Here is a 16867-nt window from a genome sequence, read left to right on the forward strand (position 1 = left end):
CCGGCATGAGCACACCCGACGTTCACATCAGCGAGGTGGGGCCGCGCGATGGCCTGCAGTCCGTCAAGGCCACCATGCCGACGGCGGACAAGTACCGCTGGATCGACGCGCTGGCCGCGGCCGGCCTGCGCGAAATCGAAGTGGGTTCTTTCGTGCCCGCCAGGCTGCTGCCGCAGATGGCCGACGTGGCCGAGGTGGTGCGCCACGCCGTCACCTTGCCGGGTCTGACGGTGATGGCCCTGGTGCCCAACCGCCGCGGCGCCGAGGCCGCGCTGGCCGCCGGGGTGCACAAGCTCACGCTGCCGGTCTCGGCCAGCGAGGCGCATTCGCTGGCCAACGTGCGCAAGACGCGCGAGCAGATGGTGGCCGAGCTGCGCGAGGTGGTGGCGCTGCGCAACGAGGTCGCGCCCGGCGTGCCGGTGGAGGTCGGCCTCTCCACCGCGTTCGGCTGCACCCTGCAGGGGCTGGTGCCGGAGGACGAGGTGATCGCGCTGGCCGTGGCCTGCGTGGACGCGGGCGTGGACGAGGTCGGCCTGTCCGACACCACCGGCATGGCGAATCCGGCCCAAGTCAGGCGCCTGTTCACCCGCCTGCGCGCCGAACTGGGCGAGAGGGCCGGCGCGGCCCACATGCACAACACGCGTGGCCTGGGTCTGGCCAACTGCCTGGCGGCGTACGACGTGGGCGTGCGCGCCTTCGACAGCTCGCTCGGCGGCCTGGGCGGCTGCCCCTACGCGCCGGGCGCCAGCGGCAACGTGGTGACGGAAGACCTGGTGTTCATGTTCGAGGCCATGGGCGTGTCCACGGGTGTGGACATCCACAAACTCATCGCCGCGCGCGAACCGCTGAAAGTGGGCCTGCCCGGCGAGCCGGTGTACGGCATGACGCCCGAGGCCGGGTTGCCCAAGGGGTGGCCCCTCTGATTCGTGCGCAAAGTGGCGATCTGGATCAAGACGTGGAGCGCGAGCTGTCTTAGACTGCTCGCGATGGGCGCATCGGGCGTCCATGTTCATCCATTCCTGAGGAGGAAACCCATGAAGAAGTTGTGGACCTGGGGGGCGGCCCTGATCGCCGCCGTGACGCTGGCGGCTTGCGGGGGGGGCGGCGACAGCAATGGCTACGGCTCCATCGCTGTCAGTGCGTCGACCAACCGGGTGGGCATTGCTTCCGAAGCCTTGACCCAGTCGATCGCCAACGACGCAGCGCGCGACGAGTGCGACGCCGGCGACTGCCAGGTGGTGTTGCAGTTCGAGGAGTGCGGTGCCATCGCCCAGGGACAGACGGCATCCGGTGCCTGGGTCTGGGGTGTGGGCGCCGGGGGCTCGGCCTTCGACGCGCAGACCGCGGCGAACAATTCCTGTGCGGCCAAGGGCGGACAGGCTTGCACCGAGATTCCCAACCTGCCTGCCCAGTGCAACTGATCGCTCCGGCGTAACACCCAGGTAAAAAATCTGTCCGGAAGTCCCGTTGATTGCCTCCTTTTGATGGGGTAATCTGCGGGCCCATGGACAAGCTCAAGCAGCTCGAAACCTTCGTCTCGGTGGCCACGCGCGGCAGCCTGACGGCCGCCGCGAAGGCCGAGGGCGTGGCGCCGGCCATCATCGGCCGGCGGCTGGATGCGCTGGAGTCCCGCCTCGGCGTCAAGCTCATGGTGCGCACCACGCGCCGCATCACGCTGACCCACGAGGGCAGCGCCTTCATCGAGGACTGCCAGCGCCTGCTGACCGACCTGGCCAACGCCGAGGCCAGCGTCAGCGCGGGCGGCGTCAAGGCCAGCGGCCACCTGCGCATCACGGCCCCTGCCGGTTTCGGGCGCCGCCACGTGGCGCCGCTGGTGCCGCGTTTTCGCGAACTGCACCCCGAGGTCACGATCTCGCTCAATCTCAGCGACCGGGTGGTCGACCTCGCGGGCGAGGGCTACGACTGCGCGGTGCGGGTCGGCGACCTGCCGGACTCGTCCCTGGTGAGCGTGCGGCTGGCGGACAACCGCCGCATGTGCGTGGCCACGCCCGACTACCTGCGGCGGCACGGCCGCCCCGCCCACCCGGCCGACCTGGCACGCTTCGACTGCCTGACCCTGTCGTCCGACGCGTCCCAGACCCGGGGCTGGGCCTTTCGCATGCCGCCCGGCGAAGGCGCTTCCGAAGGAGCCGAGGCCGAGATCGTGCACCTGCGCCCCGGTGGGCCGCTGGACTGTTCGGACGGGCAGGTGCTGCGCGAGTGGTGCCTGGCCGGTTACGGCATTGCCTGGCGCAGCACCTGGGAGGTGGAGGCCGACATCGCGGCAGGCCGGCTCGAAACCGTGCTGGACGGGTACGCCGCGCCGCCCAACGGCATCTACGCGCTGTTCCCTCAGCGCAAGCACCTGGCGCTGCGGGTGCGGCTGTGGATCGACTTCCTCAAGCACCACTATGCGCAGGCCGACTTCTGGGCCGGCGGTACATTGGCGGCTGCGACGGGGCCGGCGGGTCGGCCCTTCCCCATTTCTCAACCAACAGGGTGAATCCATGAACAGGATCGGCAAGGGAGTGATGGCCACGGTGGCAGCCGCCGCTGCGGCGGTGTTGTTGGCGGCTTGCGGGGGCGGCGACGACGCCTCGCTGCCCAGCGCGGAGTCCATGTGCGGCAGCATGGGCCTGCAACCCAAGGTGCTCAATGGCGCCAACTGCGGGACTCCGGAGCGCTCGTCGGTCATCCTGCTCAACGTGGCCACCAGCTCGGGCACGGCGGTGTGTTCTGGCACGCTGATCACCCCCACCAAGATCCTCACGGCGGCGCACTGCCTGCCGGGTGGCACCCGGCGGGTGCTGGCGGGGCTCTGGCGTGGGGACGGCACCGTGGTCGGCGTGCCCGCCAGCCGCTGGGCCGTGCACCCGCAGTACCAGCGCAGCACCAACGCGCTGCTCAACGATGCGGCGGTGATCGTGCTGCAGCAGGCGCTGCCCAACCCGACCATGCCGTTGCTGGTGAGCCAGCCGTCCTCGCCCGGCCAGCCGATCTACGTGGCCGGCTGGGGCGCGCCCGGCTTCGACCTGGCGGTCGGCTTTGCCACGCTGACCACGGTCAATGAGACCAGCATCGGCTACACCTACTCGGGTGAGCTGAGCAACACCTGCAGTGGCGATTCGGGTGGTCCGGCCTACCGCACGGTGGGCGGCCAGCCGGCGCTGATCGGCATCACGTCCTCGGGCACGGTGGTCGACTGCGGCAAGGGCGACGGTTCGCTGTTCACCAACGCCCAGGGGCCGTCGGTGATCAACTTCATCCGCGCCCAGGCACCCGAAGCGGCCTACCTCTGAGACTGCGCCAGCGGCCCGCAGAGGTCGCTGCGCCGGTCCTGCAACTGCGCCGCGGGAGTGGCGGTCCGCGCCGAGGCTTGCAGGGTGGCCCTCAGCAGGGCTTCACCCGCGCCGGCCTGGGCCGTGGCACTCCCGTCCGGCGCGTTCACCTGGCTCAGGCCGTTGTAGTGCAGCCCGCCTTCCCGGCCGCAGGCGTTGGCGTAAGCCAGGAACAGGCGGTTCTCCAGCGCCCGCGCGGGCAGCAGGACGCGCTGCACCTCGTCGAACGGCACCATGTTGGCGGTCGGCACGAGCACCGCGTCGGCACCCTGGAGTGCCAGCAGGCGCACGGTTTCCGGGAACTCCACGTCGTAGCAGATCAGCAGGCCCAGGCGCCAGCCGCGCCACTCGAAGGCCAGCGACGCCGCGCCGCCCGGGCTGAACTGCGCGCGGTCGAGGTCGCCGAACAGGTGGGTCTTGCGGTAGTTCATGAGCCGCGCGCCGTCGGCGCCGATGGTCTGTGCCGCGTTGAACGGCTGGCCTTGCGGATTCCGCTCCGGGTAGCCGTACACGACCGCGATGCCGTGGCGCTGCGCGATGGCGCTCACCGCCTGCGCCAGCGGGCCATCCGCTGGTTCGGCCAGTGCCGCCACGCGTTCGGCGCCGATGGCGTAGCCCGTGAGGAACATCTCCGGCGTGACCAGCAGCTCCGCGCCTTGCGCCCGCGCTTGTGCGCAGGTCGCGTCCAGGCGCTGCAGCGCCTCGGCGGTGCTGGCCGGGTGCGGGGTCTGCCAGAGGGCGATGTGCAGGTCGTTCACGCCGTCATTCTGGCAAGGCCACAGGACCCAGTGTGGGAAACAGCTCACCTGGCCCGGGGTTGTCGGCGGGGCACTGCCCGCCCAGCTGGTGCACGATGCCCCAGACCGCGTTCAGCGAGGTCTGCACCGCGCCCTCGACCCAGGCGGGCGTGAACGAGATGTCGTCGCCGGCCAGGAAGATGCCGCGCTCCGCGGCCGGCAGGCTGTCCTGCATGAAGTGGCCGTACATGCGCTGGTTGTAGCGGTAGTGACCGGGCAGGGCGCCCTTGAAGGCACCCAGGAAGTAGGGGTCGGCCTCCCACGAGATCGTGATCGGGTCGCCGACGATGTGGCCGGCGATGTCCACCGTGGGGTAGATCTTGCGCAGCGCATCCAGCGCCAGCTGCACGCGTTTGGCGGGCGGGTGCGGCAGCATCTTGAGCGCGTCGCTCATCCACGCGTAGCTCAGGCACATCACCGCGGGTTTGTCCGGCCCGTTGTCGAACAGGTAGGTGCCGCGCGTGAGCCGGTCGGTCAGCGTCATGCTCAGCGTGTCGCGACCAGTGGCCGGGTCGACGTCCTTCCAGAACGGCCGGTCCACCATCACGAAGGTCTTGCTCGACTGCATGTAGCGCGTGCGGTCCAGCGCCATCCACAGCTTCTGCGAGAAGAGCGATTCTTCGACCGCGATCTGCGTGGTCAGCAGCCAGCTCTGGCAGGTGACCAGCACGGCGGGGTATTCGCGCTCGGTGCCCCAGCTGTCGGTGACCGCGAGCTGGCCCGAAGCCGCCCGGCGGATGGCGGTGACGCCCGGCCGCGTGGCGCCGCCGTGCAGGCGGGCGAGCGAGGTGCCGGCCGGCCAGTGGGTGATCTGTTCGGGCGCGTGCGCCCACAGGCCCAGCGGCACCTGCTGCACACCGCCCACGATCAGGTGCTGGTCCTCGTCGCAGCCGGTCAGCACCACGCGCAGGATTTCCAGCATGGTGTTGGGAAAGTCGGAGTCCCAGCCACCGGTGCCGAAGCCGACCTGGCCGAACACCTCGCGGTGGCGGAACGAGAGCTTGGAGAACGCCTCGGACTGGGCGACGAAGTCGTAGAAGGTGCGGTCGTCCCACAGCGGCACCAGCGCGTCCCACAGCGCCTTGAGCCTGGGCACGTCGCGCTGGCGCAGCGCCTGCTGCAGGTCGCCGAAACCCAGTTCATCGAGCGCGTCGGCCCAGGCGTCGGCCACTTCCCGGAACAGGGGTGGCAGGTCAGCCAGGGTGCGGGCGTAGTGGGTCTGGCCTTCCAGATCGACCACCGTGCTGCCAGCCGCGGGCGTGAGCGGGTTGGGGAAGGGCTTCGACTCCAGCCCCAGCAGCTTCACGTAGTGGAAGAACGCGGTGGACGAGGCCGGGAAGCGCATGCCGCCCAGTTCGGCCACCACGCCCTGGCCGCCCTCGAAGGGCTGCGAGCGCAGGCGCCCGCCCATGCGCGAGGCCTCGTAGACGACGGGCTTGAGGCCCAGCTTCATCAGCTCGTAGGCCGCCGTCATGCCGGCCATGCCGGCGCCGACGATGGCGACCTCGGTTCCGTGCGCGCTGGCCGGCAGCGTGGCCAGGCCTTGCGGGTGCGCCAGCCAGTCGTCGTAGGCGAAGGGAAAGTCCGGGCCGAAGATGGTGATCGGGGCGGAAGCGGAGCGAAGGGTGGTCATGGGCTCAACCTTGGGTTGCAGTCATTGCTGTTTTGATCAGATTCACAACGAAAGAGATGGCTGGTGCCAGAACACCGCGGAACCGGCTTTGCCGGGCCGCTGGTGTTGCCCCCTTGAGGGTGTAACGCGCGCAGCGCGGCGCGGGGGTGGGTCAAAACAGCCCGGCGACCAGCCAGGCGGCGGTGCCCCACATCATCAGCGCCACGGCACCATCCAGAACGCGCCAGATGTGCAGCGAGTTCAGCCGCCGGCCGAGCCAGAACGCGGCGGCGCCCAGCACCAGGAACCACACCACCGAACCGGTGGCGGCGCCCAGGCCGAAGGCCTTGCTGCCCGGGCCATAGGCCAGCGAGGCGGTGCCGATCAGCACGGCGGTGTCCAGCCAGGCGTGCGGGTTGAGCCAGGAGAAGGCCAGTGCCGACAGGATGGCCTGGCGCTGGCTGAGCGGGGCGGGGGCGGGTTGACCCGCGGTGTTGGCGGTGGCCAGGGGGGCGGCCGCCTGCGGCCTGAGGAAGCGCTGGAACGCCTGCCAGCCGTACACGCCCAGGAACAGCACACCGGCGCCGATCAGCGCGCCCAGCAGCTTGTCGGAGAGGCCGCCGAGCTGGGCCAGGCCGAACACGCCCAGCGAGATGAGCACGATGTCGGCCAGCGCGCAGACGGCGACGGTGAGCCAGAGGTGCTGGCGCTGCAGGCCCATGCGCAGCACGTGCGCGTTCTGCGGGCCGATGGCCATGATGAGCGACATGCTGAGCACCATGCCGGCGGTGAAGGTGGGGAATGCGAGGGTCATGGGCAGGAGTCTGCCGCCCCGCGCCGTTCTGTTAAACCATTTCAACTCGAAATCGAGTTGGTTAAATTCAGCTTGATTTGATCGGCGATCCGGCGCCGGGCCGCCCCAAGCCGGATCAGCCCCCTCGGGGGGCAGCGACCCGCGCAGCGGCGGAGCGTGGGGGCTCACGTGTATTCGAGGGTGTCTCGCCGAACAGCGCCTTGTAGTCGTGGCTGAAATGGCCCATGTGCCAGAAGCCCCAGCGCGCCGCCACGTCGCCGATGGTCTGGTCGGCGTCCGCGTCGCGCAGCTCGCGCCGCACCGCGTTCAGCCGCACCAGGCGCAGGTAGCTGGCGGGGCTGATGCCCAGGCTGTCCTGGAAGCAGTTCTGCAGTGTGCGGCGGGTGATGTGCAGCGCCTCGCACAGGCGTTCCACGCCCAGGTACTCCTGCGGCTGTTCGGTCACCAGCTCGCGCACGCGGCGCACCACGTCCTGCCGGCGCTGCTGGCGCGGCGTCACGGCGTCGGCCTGGCCGTCGGGCATGAGGGTGTCGCCCAGCACCGAAAACAGCGCCTCCCGCAGGCTGCGGCGGCTGGCCTCGTGGTGCAGCGCGCCCGGGTCGGCCTCCAGGCCGCGCAGCACCTCGCGCATCAGTCCCACCAGGCGGTAGCGCTGGGTGGGCGTGAGGGTCTGCACGCGCACCCCGGGTCCGCGGGCAGGGGGCGCGTCGATCTGGTCGCGGGTGCGCACATGGGCCTGCAGCTCGGCCGGGTCGAACACCAGGCCATAGAGCCCGTGGCCGGCCGGCACCTGCAGGTCGAAGGCCTCGCTGCCGTCGGAAATCATCAGTTCGTGTCCGCCCACCGGCCGCCCCATGAAGCGCAGGCCCTCGGGGCGCTCGGGCACCGACAGGCCGAGCCAGACGCCGCCGCGCCAGGGCCGGCAGTGCTGGCTGGTGGCGCAGTTGGCCTCCTCCTCGAAGGCCTGCAGCGGGCCGTCGAACAGCTCGCGCACCTGGCCCTGGAACACGCCGGGCGAGGTCTGCACGTAGTCCTGGTCCCAGGCGTCGAGGTTGCGGGCGTGCACGTCCACCTCGCGTGTGCGTTTGACGCGGAAGGCGGTCGGCGGGGTGGGGCTGGCGACGGGCATGGCGGGCTCCTTCGGCGCACGCGGCGCCGGGGTGCAGCGGGAGTATCAAGTTCCGTGCCACGCCCGGCCTGCTGGAAAACCCGGAGGTGTGGCCGTCCGGGCTATCCCGTTTCGGAAAAAGTGCGCCACGGCGGGGCGTGTTTCCGATCCGGGATAGGGCGCCGCGGGCCGGCGAACCACACTGCGCGCCAGGCCGCCCGAGCCGTTCGGGCCTTTTTCCACTCCACACGAGAACATCCCATGTCCACCGCATCCACTCAGGTCAGCCGGGAACTCAAGCCCGTGCTGGGCACCTTTTCCCTCTGGGGCATCGCCGTCGGTCTGGTCATTTCCGGTGAGTACTTTGGCTGGAGCTACGGCTGGGCCAGTGCCGGCACCCTGGGCTTCCTGCTGGCCACGCTGTTCGTGGCGCTGATGTACACCACCTTCATCTTCAGCTTCACCGAGCTGTCCACCTCCATCCCGCACGCGGGTGGCCCCTTCGCCTACGCGCGCCGGGCCTTCGGACCCACCGGCGGCTTCATCGCCGGCTTCGCCACCCTGGTGGAGTTCGTGTTCGCGCCGCCGGCCATCTCGCTGGCCATCGGCGCGTACCTGAACGTGCAGTACCCGGCGCTGGACCCGAAGTGGGCGGCGGTCGGCGCCTACGTGATCTTCATCGGCCTCAACGCAGTGGGCGTGGGCATCGCGGCGGCGTTCGAGCTGTTCGTCACCATCCTGGCGGTGATCGAGCTGCTGGTGTTCGCGGGCGTGGTCGCGCCGGGCTGGTCGCTGGCCCACTTCACCGCCAACGGCTGGGCCGGCTCGCCCGACTTCAGCATGGGCACCTGGGCCGGCATCTTCGCCTCCATCCCGTTCGCCATCTGGTTCTTCCTGGCCATCGAGGGTGCGGCCATGGCCGCCGAAGAGGCCAAGGACCCCAGGCGCACCATCCCCATCGCCTACATCACCGGCATCCTGACGCTGGTGGCGCTGGCCTTCCTGGTCATGGTCATGGCCGGCGGCGTGGGCGACTGGTCCAAGCTGTCCAACATCAACGACCCGCTGCCCCAGGCCATGAAGATGGTGGTGGGCGAGTCCAGCGGCTGGCTGCACATGCTGGTGTGGATCGGCCTGTTCGGCCTGGTCGCCTCGTTCCACGGCATCGTGCTGGGCTACTCGCGCCAGATGTTCGCGCTGGCCCGCGCCGGTTACCTGCCGGCCTGGTTCGCCAAGGTCCACCCGCGCTTCCGCACCCCGGTCAATGCGCTGGTCGGCGGTGGCATCGTGGGCATCGCGGCCGTGTTCAGCGACCAGTGGGTCACCATCGGCGGCCTGCCGCTGACGGCCAACATCGTCACCATGGCGGTGCTGGGCGCGCTGGTGATGTACATCATGTCCATGGCCTCGCTGTTCAAGCTGCGCGCCACCGAGCCGAAGCTGGACCGCCCCTTCCGTGCGCCGCTGTACCCGCTGTTCCCGGCCATCGCCATCGTCTGTGGCCTGGTCTGCCTGGCCGCGGTGGTGTACTTCAACCAGTTGCTGTCGCTGATCTTCCTGGGCTTCATGGCGGTCTGCTACCTCTACTTCCGCCTGACCTCGGCGCAGCGCGACGCCGCGCCGCACGACGCGATGCTGGCCGCTGCGGCAGAATGAAATCCACCGTTTGATCCGACCCCCACCGAGGAGCCGCTGACGTGAACTTGAGCGCGACGCTGGGACACCAGACCTTTCGCTTCGGCAGCCTGCGCGAGGTGATGGCCAAGGCCACGCCGCTGCGCTCGGGCGACGCCCTGGCGGGGCTGGCCGCCACCACCGAACAGGAGCGGGTGGCCGCGCGCTGGGTGCTGGCCGAGGTGCCGCTGCAGCGCTTCCTCGACGAGGCGCTGATTCCCTACGAGAGCGACGAGGTCACGCGGCTGATCATCGACGGCCACGATCAAGACGCCTTCGCGCCGGTCAGCGGGCTGACCGTGGGCGGCTTCCGCGACTGGCTGCTGAGTGATGCGGCCACGCCCGCGGTGCTGGAACGACTCTCGCCCGGCCTCACGCCCGAGATGGTGGCCGCGGTCAGCAAGATCATGCGCAACCAGGACCTGATGCTGGTGGCGCGCAAATGCGAGGTGGTCACGCGCTTTCGCAACACGGTGGGCCTGCGCGGCCACCTGAGCGTTCGGCTGCAGCCCAACCACCCGACCGACGACCCGGCCGGCATCGTCGCCAGCCTGATCGACGGCCTGTTGCATGGCGCGGGCGACGCGGTGATCGGCGTCAACCCGGTGTCCGACAGCGTGCCCGACCTGGTGCGTCTGAACCACGTGCTGGCCGAGGTCATTGAGCGCGGCGCCGTGCCCACGCAGAGCTGTGTGCTCACCCACGTCACCAACACGCTGCAGGCGATCCAGCTCGGCGCACCGGTGGACCTGGTGTTCCAGTCCATCGCCGGCACCGAGGCGGCCAACCGCTCCTTCGGCATCACCCTGTCGGTGCTGGACGAGGCGCACGGTGCCGCGCTCGAACTGAAGCGCGGCACGGTGGGCGACAACGTGATGTATTTCGAGACCGGGCAGGGCAGTGCGCTGTCGGCCAACGCCCACCACGGCGTGGACCAGCAGACCTGCGAGGCGCGCGCCTACGCGGTGGCGCGGCGATACCGGCCCATGCTGGTCAACACCGTGGTCGGCTTCATCGGCCCGGAATACCTCTACGACGGCAAGCAGATCATCCGTGCCGGCCTGGAAGACCACTTCTGCGGCAAGCTGCTGGGCCTGCCCATGGGCTGCGACATCTGCTACACCAACCACGCCGAAGCCGACCAGGACGACATGGACAACCTCATGGTGCTGCTGGCCAGCGCGGGGCTGAACTTCCTGATCGGCGTGCCCGGCGCCGACGACGTGATGCTCAACTACCAGAGCACCTCGTTCCACGACGCCCTGGTGCTGCGCGACCTGCTGGGCCTGAAGCGCGCACCCGAGTTCGAGGCCTGGCTGCAGCGTGTGGGAGTGACCGGCGCCGACGGCCGCCTGCTGCCCGCTGCTGCCCAAGGCGCGCTCACGCAGCGCCTGTGGACCCTGCCGGAGCCCGCATGACGAAGGACCTCTCGCCTGTGCCGGACGAACCGCGCCACACCATCGAGGTCAGCGCCGACCCCTGGGCCCACCTCAGACGTTTCACGCCCGCGCGCATCGCCCTCGGGCGCGCCGGCGCCAGCCTGCCTACGCGCGAGGTGCTGGACTTCACCCTCGCTCATGCGCAGGCGCGCGACGCCATCCACCTGCCGCTGGACCTGGACCTGCTGGCCGGGCAGCTGCAGGCCGACGGCTGGCCCGCGCCGCAGCGGCTGCGCAGCCGCGCGCACGACCGCCACGAGTACCTGCTGCGCCCCGATCTGGGGCGCCGTCTGGACGAGGCCAGCGTCGCCGCGATGCAGGCCTGGCGCGCCGACAACCCCGCGCCCGACCTGGCCCTGGTGGTGGGCGACGGCCTGTCGGCCCTGGGCATCCAGCGCCACACCGTGGCCCTGTTCGGTGCCATCCGCGAGGCGCTGGGCGGCGCCTTCGTGCAGAGCCCGCCGGTGCTGGTAGGCCAGGCCCGGGTGGCGGTGGCCGACGAGGTGGGCGAGCTGCTGGGTGCCCGCATGGTGGCCATGGTGGTGGGCGAGCGCCCCGGGCTGAGTTCGCCCGACAGCGTGGGCATCTACCTCACGCACGCGCCGCGCGTCGGCCGCACCGACGCCGAACGCAACTGCATCTCCAACGTGCGCCCGGCCGGCCAGGACCCGGTGACCGCCGCGCGGCGCCTGGCCTGGCTGGTTCACGAAGGCCTGCGCCTGGGCCTGACCGGCGTCGGCCTCAAGGACCACAGCGGCCTGCCCATGGTGGCGGCCACTTCCACGCAAGGGCTGTCTGGTTAAACTGGGCTGAACCGTTTCTGGTTCGCTCAAGCTTCAATCAGACATGCTGGACGCCCGCCAACTCGAAGCCCTGGCCGCCGTGGTCGAGCACCGCGGCTTCGGTCCGGCCGCCCAGGCCCTGAACCTCACGCTGGCGGCGGTGTCGCTGCGCATCAAGTCGCTCGAAGAACACCTGGGTCAGCGCCTGCTGGTGCGCGGCAAGGCGGTGCGCGCCACGGCCGCCGGCCAGGCCCTGCTGGCCCATGTGAAGCAGCTGCAGATGATGGAGGCCGACCTTTTGGCGGGGCTCCAGGGCGGGGCCGAGTCGCGGGCCGGTGCGGCCTGGCAGAGCCTGAGCGTGGCGACCAACGCCGACTCCGTGGCCAGCTGGTTCCTGCCCGGCGTGGCGCCGGTGCTGCAGAAACACCGGCTGCTGCTGGACGTGATGATCGACGACCAGGACCACACCCACGACCTGCTGCGCAGCGGCGACGTGATCGGCTGCGTCACCACCCTGGCCGAACCCATGCGCGGCTGCGTGGCCGAGCCGCTGGGCGTGATGCGCTACCGCTGTGTGGCGGCGCCCGAGGTGGTGCAGCGCTGCCGCACACCGCGCGGGGCGGTGTCGCCCCACCGGTTGCTGGCCCAGCCGGCGGTGATCTTCAACCGCAAGGACGCGCTGCAGGACGCCTTCCTGCTGCAGCACTTCGGCCTGAGGCAGCCCAGCTACCCGCGCCACTACGCGCCGGCGGTGGACGCCTTCGAGCGGGCGATCGAACTGGGGCTGGGCTGGGGCATGGTGCCCGAACAGAACCTGCCCGGGCGGCCGGGCCTGCAGGAAGTGCTGCCCGGCGCCACGGTGGACGTGACCCTGTACTGGCAGCACTGGGCGCGCGAGCCGCTGTCGGCGCAGCGGCTGACGCAGGCGGTCAAAGCGGCTGCGCATGCCGCCCTGCCGCCCGTGGCGGGCTGATCAGCCCTTCAGGCACTCGCTCATGAACTTCTTGCGCACATCGCCCTTGAGCGCCTTCTTGCCGGCCTCCTCGTTGCAGGTCTTCATCTTGTTCTGCTGGCTGTTGCCGGCCTCTTCCTCGCCGCTCAGGCACTTGCTCATGAAGGCCTTGCGCTCGTCGCCCTTGAGCGTCTTGGCTTTCGGGTCGGCGTTGCAGGTCTTCATGCGGTTCTGCTGGGCGGTCGGTTTCTTGTCGGCCGCGGGGGCCGCCGCCGGTGCCGCGGCGGGAGCGGGTGCCGCAGCGGGTGCGGCCGCAGGGGCCGCCGTCTGGGCGAGGGCCAGGGAGAGGGTTCCGGTCAGGGCGAGCAGGGTCAGCAGTTGTTTCATGTCGTGCCTTGTGGGATGAAGCGCCCGAAACGGGCCCGGAAACGATACCCGCGTTTGTCTTAAGGCGGTCTGACAGCCGGGGGCAGGGCTTTCCCGAACCTAAAATCCCGTCCCTATGCTCAAGATCAAACAGGAACTGCTGACCGGCCTTGCCCAGGCCCTGGACCAGCTCTCACCCGGCGCCGGCGACAAGGCGGCTTTCGAATCGCCCAAGGTCGCGGCCCATGGCGACTACGCCGTCACGGCCGCCATGCAGCTGGCCAAACCGCTGAAGGCCAACCCGCGCCAGTTGGGCGAGCAGCTCAAGGCCGCGCTGATGGCGCTGCCCGTCTACCAGCAGTGGGTGGCCGACATTGAGATCGCCGGTCCCGGCTTCCTGAACCTGCGGCTCAAGCCCGCGGCCAAGCAGGCCATCGTGACCGAGGTGCTGCAGGCGGGCGAGGCCTTCGGTGTCCAGCCCTCCAACGGCCAGCGCCTGATGGTCGAATTCGTCTCGGCCAACCCCACCGGCCCGCTGCACGTGGGCCACGGCCGCCAGGCCGCGCTGGGCGACGCGATCTGCAACCTCTACACGACCCAGGGCTGGGACGTGTACCGCGAGTTCTATTACAACGACGCGGGCGTGCAGATCGGGACGCTGGCCACCAGCACGCAGCTGCGCATCAAGGGCTTCAAGCCCGGTGATGCCGAATGGCCCGAGGCCGCCTACAACGGCGACTACATCCAGGACATCGCCAACGACTACCTGGCCAAGAAGACGGTGCATTCCGACGACCGCGAATTCACCGCCAGCGGCGACCCCGAGGCGCTGGACGACATCCGCCTGTTCGCCGTGGCCTACCTGCGCCACGAGCAGGACCTGGACCTCAAGGCCTTCGCGGTGAAGTTCGACAACTACTACTTGGAGTCCAGCCTCTACACCAGTGGCCGTGTGGACGCGGCGGTGCAGAAGCTGCGCGAGGCGGGCAAGACCTACGAGCAGGATGGCGCGCTGTGGCTCAAGTCCACCGACTACGGCGACGACAAGGACCGCGTCATGCGCAAGGGCGACGGGTCCTACACCTACTTCGTGCCCGACGTGGCGTATCACATCGCCAAGTGGGAGCGCGGCTTCACCAAGGTCATCAACATCCAGGGCACCGACCACCACGGCACCATCGCCCGCGTGCGCGCCGGCCTGCAGGCCGCGGGCGTGGGCATCCCCCAGGGCTACCCCGACTACGTGCTGCACACCATGGTGCGCGTGGTGCGCAACGGCGAAGAGGTCAAGATCAGCAAGCGTGCCGGCAGCTATGTGACGCTGCGCGACCTGATCGAGTGGACCAGCAAGGATGCGGTGCGCTTCTTCCTGCTCAGTCGCAAACCCGACACCGAATACACCTTCGACGTCGATCTGGCGGTGCAGAAGAACAACGACAACCCGGTCTACTACGTGCAGTACGCCCACGCGCGCATCTGCTCGGTGCTGGCGGCCTGGGGCGGTGACGTGGACTCGCTCGCCGGCGCCGACCTGTCGCCCCTGCACACGCCGGCCGCGCAGTCGCTGATGCTGCTGCTGGCCAAGTACCCGGCCATGCTGACCGCAGCGGCCGAGGGCTTTGCGCCGCACGACGTGACCTTCTACCTGCGCGAGCTGGCCGCGGCCTACCACAGCTACTACGACGCCGAGCGCATCCTGGTGGACGACGAAGCGGTCAAACGCGCCCGTCTGGCGCTGGTCCGGGCAACGGCACAGGTGTTGCACAATGGCCTGGCCGTGCTGGGCGTGAGCGCCCCGCAGAAGATGTGAACCTCCCACCTCCCATGAACATTTCATTCCCGCAGGCCCGCGCTCAGCGTGGCGGCACCCTGGTTGGCTTTGTGGTCGGCCTGCTCGTCGGCCTGGGCCTGGCGCTCTCGGTGGCCGTGTATGTGACGCGCGTGCCGGTGCCATTCGTGGACCGCGGTGTCACCCGCAAGCCGGCCGACGATGCGGCCGAGGCCGAACGCAACAAGGGCTGGAACCCGAACGCCGGGTTGGTGAACAAGCCGCCGCCGCTGCCGGCTCCAGTCGAAACGACCCCGCCGGCCGCCGGCGACGCGGCACCGAAGGACGCCTCAGCGGCGGAGCCCGACAAGGCGCCGGCCGCCAAAGCCGCTGACGCGGCCACCAAGCCGGACAGCGATCCGCTGGGCGACCTCATGAGGGCCAAGGCCGGAGGGGCGTCGGAGCCCGCGGCTGCGCAGGGGGCCGACCCCTTCTCCTACTTCGTGCAGGCGGGGGCATTCAAGTCTCCCGAAGAGGCGCAGGCGCAGAAAGCACGGCTGGCCATGCTGGGCATGGACGCCACCATCACCGAACGCGAGCAGGCGGGGCGCACCGTGTTCCGTGTCCGCATGGGACCATTTGGCCAGAAGGCCATGGCCGAGGCCACGCGCGAACAGCTGGAGGTGAACGGGGTGGAAGCGGCGCTGGTGCGGGTGCAGCGCTGATTGCACGGTACCGAGGAACTTTTCGCTGTCCCGGGAGCCTGATTCAGGTCATTTCAAGGAGTCCGATTCCATGCATCGTCGAGATTTTTCGCGCAGCCTCCTGGTGGCTGGTGCCGCCACCGCCAGCGGGCTGACCCTGTCGCCGGCCCTGGCCCAGCGCGTGGCCTTCAAGGAAGGCACCGATTTCCAGCGGCTGGCCAAGCCGGCGCCGACCGAGAGCCCGGCGGGGCAGGTCGAGGTGGTCGAGTTCTTCGCGTACAGCTGCATCCACTGCTACAACTTTGAACCGGTCTTTCATGAGTGGATCAAGCGCAAACCGGCCCATGTGACGGTGCGCCGCATGCCGGTGGCCTTCAACCAGAACTTCGTGCCGATGCAGCGCCTGTACTTCACGCTGGAGGCCTTGAACCTGGTGGACACGCTGCACGTCAAGGTGTTCAAGGCGATCCACGAAGAGCGCCAGCCGCTGACGACCGCGCCCGCCATCACCGCCTGGATCGAAAAACAGGGTGTCAACCGCGAGCAGTTTCTGGGCATCTTCAATGGCCAGGCTGCCAAGCTGGCGGAGAAGGCCGTTGGTCTGCAGGACGCCTACCAGGTGGAAGGCACGCCCGCCCTGGGCATCGCCGGCAAGTTCTATGTGGGCGGACAAGGGCCGCGCACCCTGCTGGTGGCGGACTCGCTGATTGCCGAGGCCCGCAAAGGCTGACCGGTTTCTGACCCTCTTCCCTTCGGAGCCCGCCCTGTGCGGGCTTCCTGGTTTCATGGCGGGCACAATGTGCCGGCGCAGCGGCGAAACGCTCTGGGCGCCGCTACAATGAATGCAAGATCTGTGCCCTCAAACGCCATGCACCCACACGCACCAACCCCCCGTTCCATCGCCCGGATGTTGGCCGTCATTGGCCTGATGCTGCCCCTGCTGGCGCAGGCCGAAAAGGCCGACAAGGACAAGCCCATGAACGTGGAGGCCGATGCGCTGCGCTACGAAGAGACACGCCAGACCAGCGTGTTCACAGGCAACGTGGTGATCACCAAGGGCACCATCCTGATGCGCGGTGCCAAGCTGGACGTGCGCCAGGACCCGCAAGGCAATCAGTACGGTCTGCTGCTGGGCACCCCCGAAAAGGCCGGTTTCTTCCGCCAGAAGCGGGAAGGCGTGGACGAATGGATCGAGGGCGAGGGTGATCGCATCGAATACGACAGCAAGGCGCAGACGGTGCTGTTCACCGGTCGCGCGGTGCTGCGCCGCTACCGCGGCACCCTGCTCAACGACCAGAGCGTGGGCAGCGAGATCCTCTACAACAGCCTGACCGAGGTGTTCACGGTCAAGGGTGGGGACACCAGCAAGACCGCTGCCAACCCCACCGGCCGCGTGCGCGCCATGCTCACGCCGATCCCGGAAGAGGAGAAGAACGGCCCCGCCGCCCCGGCGACCGATCCGGCCACGCTGCGTCCCAGCGGCAAGATCACCGAGCCCAAGAAGTGACGGAGA

General features: G+C 69.6%; 17 protein-coding genes. 12 read left to right on the forward strand and 5 right to left on the reverse strand.

Going from position 1 to position 16867, the window contains the following annotated elements:
* Positions 1-5 precede the first annotated feature (5 nt).
* From DD542_RS21640 to DD542_RS21655, 4 genes are all read left to right on the forward strand, one after another.
* Entirely contained in the window at positions 6-923 is a 918-nt protein-coding gene (locus DD542_RS21640) for a hydroxymethylglutaryl-CoA lyase (protein WP_127807033.1), read from the forward strand.
* Between the two features lie 111 nt (positions 924-1034).
* Positions 1035-1421, forward strand: a complete 387-nt coding sequence (locus DD542_RS21645; protein WP_164868453.1) for a DUF4189 domain-containing protein — start codon at positions 1035-1037, stop codon at positions 1419-1421.
* Between the two features lie 83 nt (positions 1422-1504).
* Positions 1505-2503, forward strand: coding sequence for a LysR family transcriptional regulator (locus DD542_RS21650; protein ID WP_066156759.1), 999 nt, complete (start codon positions 1505-1507; stop codon positions 2501-2503).
* Positions 2504-2507: 4 nt separating this feature from the next.
* Positions 2508-3299, forward strand: a complete 792-nt coding sequence (locus DD542_RS21655) for a trypsin-like serine protease (RefSeq protein ID WP_164868454.1) — start codon at positions 2508-2510, stop codon at positions 3297-3299.
* On the opposite strand, the gene DD542_RS21660 is transcribed toward DD542_RS21655, so the two are convergent.
* The 4 genes from DD542_RS21660 to DD542_RS21675 all read right to left on the reverse strand — a co-directional run bounded on the left by DD542_RS21660 (position 3290) and on the right by DD542_RS21675 (position 7690).
* A complete protein-coding gene (locus DD542_RS21660) occupies positions 3290-4096 on the reverse strand; it encodes a carbon-nitrogen hydrolase family protein (protein ID WP_206610699.1) in 807 nt (268 codons plus the stop codon). The two genes, DD542_RS21655 and DD542_RS21660, sit on opposite strands and share 10 nt — an antisense overlap.
* Positions 4097-4100: 4 nt before the next feature.
* Positions 4101-5768 carry an NAD(P)/FAD-dependent oxidoreductase gene (locus tag DD542_RS21665; RefSeq protein ID WP_127807035.1) on the reverse strand — a complete coding sequence of 556 codons (1668 nt, stop codon included), beginning with the start codon at positions 5766-5768 and terminating at the stop codon, positions 4101-4103.
* Positions 5769-5919: 151 nt separating this feature from the next.
* Positions 5920-6561, reverse strand: a complete 642-nt coding sequence (locus DD542_RS21670; protein WP_127807036.1) for a LysE family transporter — start codon at positions 6559-6561, stop codon at positions 5920-5922.
* A 115-nt stretch (positions 6562-6676) separates the two neighbouring features.
* Positions 6677-7690 carry a helix-turn-helix domain-containing protein gene (locus DD542_RS21675; RefSeq protein ID WP_127807037.1) on the reverse strand — a complete coding sequence of 338 codons (1014 nt, stop codon included), beginning with the start codon at positions 7688-7690 and terminating at the stop codon, positions 6677-6679.
* A 240-nt stretch (positions 7691-7930) separates the two neighbouring features.
* On the opposite strand from DD542_RS21675, the gene eat reads away from it, so the two are divergent.
* From eat to DD542_RS21695, 4 genes are read left to right on the forward strand one after another with little or no spacing between them, the layout of a single operon-like run.
* Positions 7931-9325, forward strand: a complete 1395-nt coding sequence (gene eat, locus DD542_RS21680) for an ethanolamine permease (RefSeq protein ID WP_127807038.1) — start codon at positions 7931-7933, stop codon at positions 9323-9325.
* Positions 9326-9366: 41 nt separating this feature from the next.
* Entirely contained in the window at positions 9367-10761 is a 1395-nt protein-coding gene (locus DD542_RS21685; RefSeq protein ID WP_127807039.1) for an ethanolamine ammonia-lyase subunit EutB, read from the forward strand.
* Positions 10758-11585 (forward strand): ethanolamine ammonia-lyase subunit EutC, encoded by an 828-nt coding sequence (gene eutC / locus DD542_RS21690; RefSeq protein ID WP_127807040.1) that lies wholly within the window; start codon positions 10758-10760, stop codon positions 11583-11585. Before DD542_RS21685 ends, eutC begins: the two co-directional genes overlap by 4 nt.
* Before the next feature lie 43 nt (positions 11586-11628).
* Entirely contained in the window at positions 11629-12537 is a 909-nt protein-coding gene (locus tag DD542_RS21695) for an HTH-type transcriptional regulator ArgP (protein ID WP_079367411.1), read from the forward strand.
* On the opposite strand, the gene DD542_RS21700 is transcribed toward DD542_RS21695, so the two are convergent.
* Positions 12538-12903, reverse strand: a complete 366-nt coding sequence (locus DD542_RS21700; RefSeq protein WP_127807041.1) for a PsiF family protein — start codon at positions 12901-12903, stop codon at positions 12538-12540. It lies immediately after the preceding gene.
* Between the two features lie 115 nt (positions 12904-13018).
* Here DD542_RS21700 and argS point away from each other — a divergent pair, with 115 nt between their 5' ends.
* The 4 genes from argS to lptA all read left to right on the forward strand — a co-directional run bounded on the left by argS (position 13019) and on the right by lptA (position 16861).
* Positions 13019-14692, forward strand: coding sequence for an arginine--tRNA ligase (argS, locus tag DD542_RS21705; protein ID WP_127807042.1), 1674 nt, complete (start codon positions 13019-13021; stop codon positions 14690-14692).
* 14 nt (positions 14693-14706) lie between these two features.
* Positions 14707-15375, forward strand: coding sequence for an SPOR domain-containing protein (locus DD542_RS21710; RefSeq protein WP_066156725.1), 669 nt, complete (start codon positions 14707-14709; stop codon positions 15373-15375).
* Positions 15376-15445: 70 nt separating this feature from the next.
* Positions 15446-16084: a thiol:disulfide interchange protein DsbA/DsbL gene (locus DD542_RS21715; RefSeq protein WP_066156722.1), complete on the forward strand. Its 639-nt coding sequence runs from the start codon at positions 15446-15448 to the stop codon at positions 16082-16084.
* A 177-nt stretch (positions 16085-16261) separates the two neighbouring features.
* A complete protein-coding gene (gene lptA, locus DD542_RS21720) occupies positions 16262-16861 on the forward strand; it encodes a lipopolysaccharide transport periplasmic protein LptA (protein ID WP_066156719.1) in 600 nt (199 codons plus the stop codon).
* The last annotated feature ends 6 nt before the right edge of the window (positions 16862-16867 follow it).

It is taken from the genome of Hydrogenophaga sp. NH-16, assembly GCF_004006415.1.
Lineage (GTDB): Bacteria > Pseudomonadota > Gammaproteobacteria > Burkholderiales > Burkholderiaceae_C > Hydrogenophaga > Hydrogenophaga pseudoflava.

Coding starts and splice junctions, on each gene's coding strand:
- eutC (WP_127807040.1), top strand. CDS start 10,758: ATGACGAAGGACCTCTCGCCTGTGCCGGACGAACCGCGCCACACCATC.
- DD542_RS21715 (WP_066156722.1), top strand. CDS start 15,446: ATGCATCGTCGAGATTTTTCGCGCAGCCTCCTGGTGGCTGGTGCCGCC.
- DD542_RS21640 (WP_127807033.1), top strand. CDS start 6: ATGAGCACACCCGACGTTCACATCAGCGAGGTGGGGCCGCGCGATGGC.
- lptA (WP_066156719.1), top strand. CDS start 16,262: ATGTTGGCCGTCATTGGCCTGATGCTGCCCCTGCTGGCGCAGGCCGAA.
- DD542_RS21695 (WP_079367411.1), top strand. CDS start 11,629: ATGCTGGACGCCCGCCAACTCGAAGCCCTGGCCGCCGTGGTCGAGCAC.
- DD542_RS21645 (WP_164868453.1), top strand. CDS start 1,035: ATGAAGAAGTTGTGGACCTGGGGGGCGGCCCTGATCGCCGCCGTGACG.
- argS (WP_127807042.1), top strand. CDS start 13,019: ATGCTCAAGATCAAACAGGAACTGCTGACCGGCCTTGCCCAGGCCCTG.
- DD542_RS21670 (WP_127807036.1), bottom strand. CDS start 6,561: ATGACCCTCGCATTCCCCACCTTCACCGCCGGCATGGTGCTCAGCATG.
- DD542_RS21650 (WP_066156759.1), top strand. CDS start 1,505: ATGGACAAGCTCAAGCAGCTCGAAACCTTCGTCTCGGTGGCCACGCGC.
- DD542_RS21665 (WP_127807035.1), bottom strand. CDS start 5,768: ATGACCACCCTTCGCTCCGCTTCCGCCCCGATCACCATCTTCGGCCCG.
- DD542_RS21655 (WP_164868454.1), top strand. CDS start 2,508: ATGAACAGGATCGGCAAGGGAGTGATGGCCACGGTGGCAGCCGCCGCT.
- DD542_RS21700 (WP_127807041.1), bottom strand. CDS start 12,903: ATGAAACAACTGCTGACCCTGCTCGCCCTGACCGGAACCCTCTCCCTG.
- DD542_RS21710 (WP_066156725.1), top strand. CDS start 14,707: ATGAACATTTCATTCCCGCAGGCCCGCGCTCAGCGTGGCGGCACCCTG.
- DD542_RS21675 (WP_127807037.1), bottom strand. CDS start 7,690: ATGCCCGTCGCCAGCCCCACCCCGCCGACCGCCTTCCGCGTCAAACGC.
- eat (WP_127807038.1), top strand. CDS start 7,931: ATGTCCACCGCATCCACTCAGGTCAGCCGGGAACTCAAGCCCGTGCTG.